This is a genomic window from Herbaspirillum sp. B65, assembly GCF_000333555.1.
GTDB lineage: Bacteria > Pseudomonadota > Gammaproteobacteria > Burkholderiales > Burkholderiaceae_D > Herbaspirillum > Herbaspirillum rubrisubalbicans.
In genome coordinates this window covers 1-3,908 of record NZ_BADI01000086.1, presented here as the reverse complement: position 1 = coordinate 3,908, position 3,908 = coordinate 1, and the positions used below count along the sequence as shown (strand labels likewise).

The following is a 3,908-nucleotide window of genomic DNA, read 5'->3' as shown; positions in this document are numbered from 1 at the left end:
AATTGACGAAGTAACGCGTGAGCGCATCGCTGCGCCCGGCCAGGCTGGGCTTCAAGGCTACGGCCAGGCCACCACGCCCAGGCAGGCTGTCGGCCGGACGGGCGACGTTGATGGCGGCGCTCTTGTCGAGCTGGAACAGCGTGGCCTGCTGCACCGTGACCGGCACCGCAGGGACCACGCGCTGGGTGAACTTCATCGCATCCCTGGCCTTCTGGCCGCCCTGCTCCTGGGCGCTGATGTCCCAGGCCAGTTGGCTGATGCCTTCGGGGGTCTGCACCGGCCACATGACTTCGGCCGCCTGCCCGGAAGCAATCTTCACCTCGCGTTCTGGCAGCGTCAGCGTGCTGGCTGCGGTACTGCCTTGCGCGCGTGCCGTTACCTTGATGTTCATATCATGGGTGGTAGTGTTGCGTACCGTGACCGTACCGTTGAAATGGTCGCCCTCGCGCACCAGGGGCGGCAGGCCGGAGATGAGCTGCACGTCCTGGGTGGAACGGATGCTGATGCTGCCGGTACCGAAGTCGCCAATGCCATTCTCGGCGATGGCAACGATGCGGAAGGAAGTCAGCGCATCGTTGAGCGGCACCTCCAGTTGCGCCCTGCCCTCGGCGTCCAGTGTCACGCTGGGCTTCCAGAGCAGCAAGGTATCGAACAGTTCGCGCGTCGGCGCACGGCCACCGCCGCCGCCGGCCGGCGTGGCCTTCTTGCCATAGTGACGTTTGCCGACCACCTGCATCTGCGCCGTCGAGGTTTCCACGCCGTAGCTACGCCGTTGCAGCATGGCGCGCAGCACATCCCAACTGCCATTGGGTTGCAGTTCCAGCAGGGCTTCATCGACGGCGGCCAGGGCGAATTCACCGCCGGCGGCCGGCTTGCCGTTGGGCAGCTTGACCTGCACCTGGACCTTGGCCACGGCGCGGATGGGATAGCTCGGCTTGTCGGTGCTGACCGCTACTTGCAGGCGATGACCGGCGTCGCCCACGTTGACCTCGGCGATGCCGAACTTCCAGGCCGGCTTGGAGAGATCGACGATGGGGCCGGGGCCCTGGTACTCGCGGAATTCATGCCACCAGTTGATCGGTTCCTTCCAGCCCCAGATGAAGAAGGAATACCACGGCACCTCGCGCATCCGGCCGCGCACCGCCAGGACCGAGACGTAGACGTTGGGGCCGTACTCGGCTTTCATCGGTACGCTGATGGTCGGATCCTGCCCCGACAATGACACCACGCGGGTGTCGATCACCCCTTCGCGCTCCACCGCCACCAGGGCGGTGGCATGGCGGAAGGGCATCCGCACCTGGAAGCTGGCGGTCTCGCCGGGCTGGTAATTCTTTTTCTCGGGCAGGATGTCGATGCGGTCCTGGTTCTCGCCATCGAACCAGACTTCGCCGCGCCCGGTGACCCACACCGAGGAACGGGCCGCAGCGGCGTTGCCATTGCCATCCTTGGCGGTGGCGATCAGGTCCACATTGCCGGCCTGGGACAGTTCGGTGTCGCAGGTGAACATGCCATGCTGGTCGCTCTTGCCCGAGCAAAGCTTGCCGAGGTCTTGCTTGCTCTCATCGTTTTCATAGGCGTAGAAGCCGCCGACCATGCGCTTGCGGTGCGAATTGGTCTGACGCGCCAGACCCCGGATTTCCACCGGCACGCCGGCTTGCGGCTGGCCGGCGGTGTTGAGGGTGACGGCAGTCAATGTGAGCTTTTTCTTGACCGAGACCCAGTTGCCGGTGCGCAGGCCCACCACCACGGCGGAGGGCCACAGCGGCGTGACGGTGGAGATGGTCTGGACCTCGCCATTGGGGTCGCTGTAGGTCATCTCGGTCAGCAGTTCCTGCGGCCGTTGCAGCGCCGGCAGCTTGCCGATGATGGCGCGGCCGGCGCCGTTCTTGTCGAGCGTGACGGCCAGCTTGTCGGCGACGATCTTCTGGTCGTCGGCATTGCTGTCGTCATCGCTGCGCGGGGCGTCGAAGGAGAAGCCATCGTAACCAGCCATGTCCAGCGAACGCGAACGCAGCAGCGAGGACACCTGTACCGTCTGGTTGGCGGCAGCACCGCCGTTGATGTAGTTCAGTTGCAGGTCCAGCGGCAGTTCCTTGATGGCGACCTGCGCGCCCTTGGGCGGGGTGATGCGGCCCTGCATCAGCGGCAGGCGGAATTCCTCCACGCGGAAGGTGCCGGTGACGTAGGTACCACGGCCGTAGCCTTCCTCATGGTCGCCTTCATCGGACTGGCCATTGGCATTGCTGCTGGCATTGGGGTCGACGCGGCCCTGGTCGAGCACGACTTCATACGTACCCAGCTTGCTTCCTTGGGCAGGGTGAAGCTGGTCTCGGCGCTCTNGTGNCCACGCCAGGTCAGTGGGAACTGGTATTGCTGGCCACTGCCGAGGTGGCTGATGCGGATGCGCGTGGGCAGGTCTTCCTTGCGCACCAGGCCGAAGCCTTGCAGGGTCTCGGTGCGGATCACGTGTTTCATCGACACCGTTTCGCCGGCGCGCAACAGGGTGCGGTCGAAGATGGTGGTGGCACGGGTGGTGGCCGACTTGTCCATGTCGGTGGGCAGGTTGAAGCGCCAGGATTCGATGCCTTCGTTCCAGGAGGTCAGCGCAAAGGCCATGTCCTGGCGGCCCTTTTCATCGGTCTTGCGGGCGCTCACGAAGAGGCCATTGATCTTGGCCGCATTGTCGGCGCTGTAGCCACGGTTGAGGCAGGCATCTTCCAGCGCCGGCATCATGGCTACGCCATTGGCATTGGTCTTGCCCTGCCAGAGCTGGGTACCATCGCAGTTGGACACGCGGATCTCGGCATCGGCCACCGGTTTGGCATCATCCAGCCGGGTCACCCAGACGGCGCCATTGGCGCGGCCCAGTTTCACGTGCACCGACAGATTGGTCACCAGCGCACTGGTGCGCACGTACATCGGTTGCGGCTTGCCCAGGAGCGACGCGCCCAGCTTCTGCGATTCCAGTTCGACCACGTAGAAGCCGGGGTCTTTCAAGGGGATGCCGATCACTTCAAAGGGCCATTCGCCGTCCTTGGCCTCCTTCTGCGCGGGCAGGTCGAGTTTCTTGGCGCCCGGCTCCTTGGCCAGCAGGCTGATGCTGCGGGTATCGGCGCTCCATGCGACGCTCCGCCGTGCGCCCAAAGATGTCCAGCACGCCGCCGCGCAAGCCCTTCATGCGCGCCAGCAGCTTGAAGGCCGTCATCATCCAACCACCATAGCGGGCCTTGAGCAGATACCCCTGGCCATCCTTGCGCGCCAGGATCGGCGGCGCCAGATGGAAGCTGAGCGTGAAATCTCCCTCGAACTGCTGCGCCAGCGCCTGCTGGAACTGGCCATTGGTATAGAGGCGCGCCACTTCGTATTCATCCTTGTAGGCCATCAACCTGGACAGTTGCCGGGCCACCGTCATGCTCAGCTTGTCGCTGCCCAGCGGGGCTTCGGCGGCGCGTACTGCTTCCACCACTTTGGCATACTGGGCGGCATAGGCGGCATCCTGGTAATCAGTCAGCAAGGCCACGCTGCGCTTGATCCATTGCTCCAGCGAGAGCGGCATGTGCAACACCAGCGGTTGCGCCGGCATGGCGATCTTTTCCACCTTCAGCAGATCTACCGCAGCCCGCCGCCCCCAGCCGAAGGCGGTCTGGTTGGCCTGTACCGCCACACCATTGAGTTCGATGGCACGCAGCAGTGCAGCTTCGGTCAGCGGCAATTCGCCACGTTGCCAGGCATAGCCCAGCATGAAGAGATTGGTGGCGATGGCGTCCCCCATGAGCGCCGTGGCCAGGCGCGTGGCATCGATGAAGTCGGCCTGCTGGCCCACCGATTCGATGATCAGAGCCTTTGACCTCCTCAGGGGGAATTGCCAGTCCGGGTTGCGTGCCAACTGGCCCGGGGGTTGCTGGTGC

1 protein-coding gene and 1 pseudogene are annotated in these 3,908 nt (G+C 64.5%); both read right to left on the bottom strand.

All coding sequences use genetic code 11. The features are described 5' to 3' along the window. A pseudogene (locus tag I5W_RS02630) lies at nucleotides 1-3,111 on the bottom strand (MG2 domain-containing protein); the annotation flags it as partial. Next, on the bottom strand, nucleotides 3,014-3,908 hold an 895-nt coding region (locus I5W_RS02625), incomplete at its 5' end, for a DUF6537 domain-containing protein (RefSeq protein ID WP_044528063.1). The gene I5W_RS02625 and the pseudogene I5W_RS02630, both read right to left, overlap by 98 nt.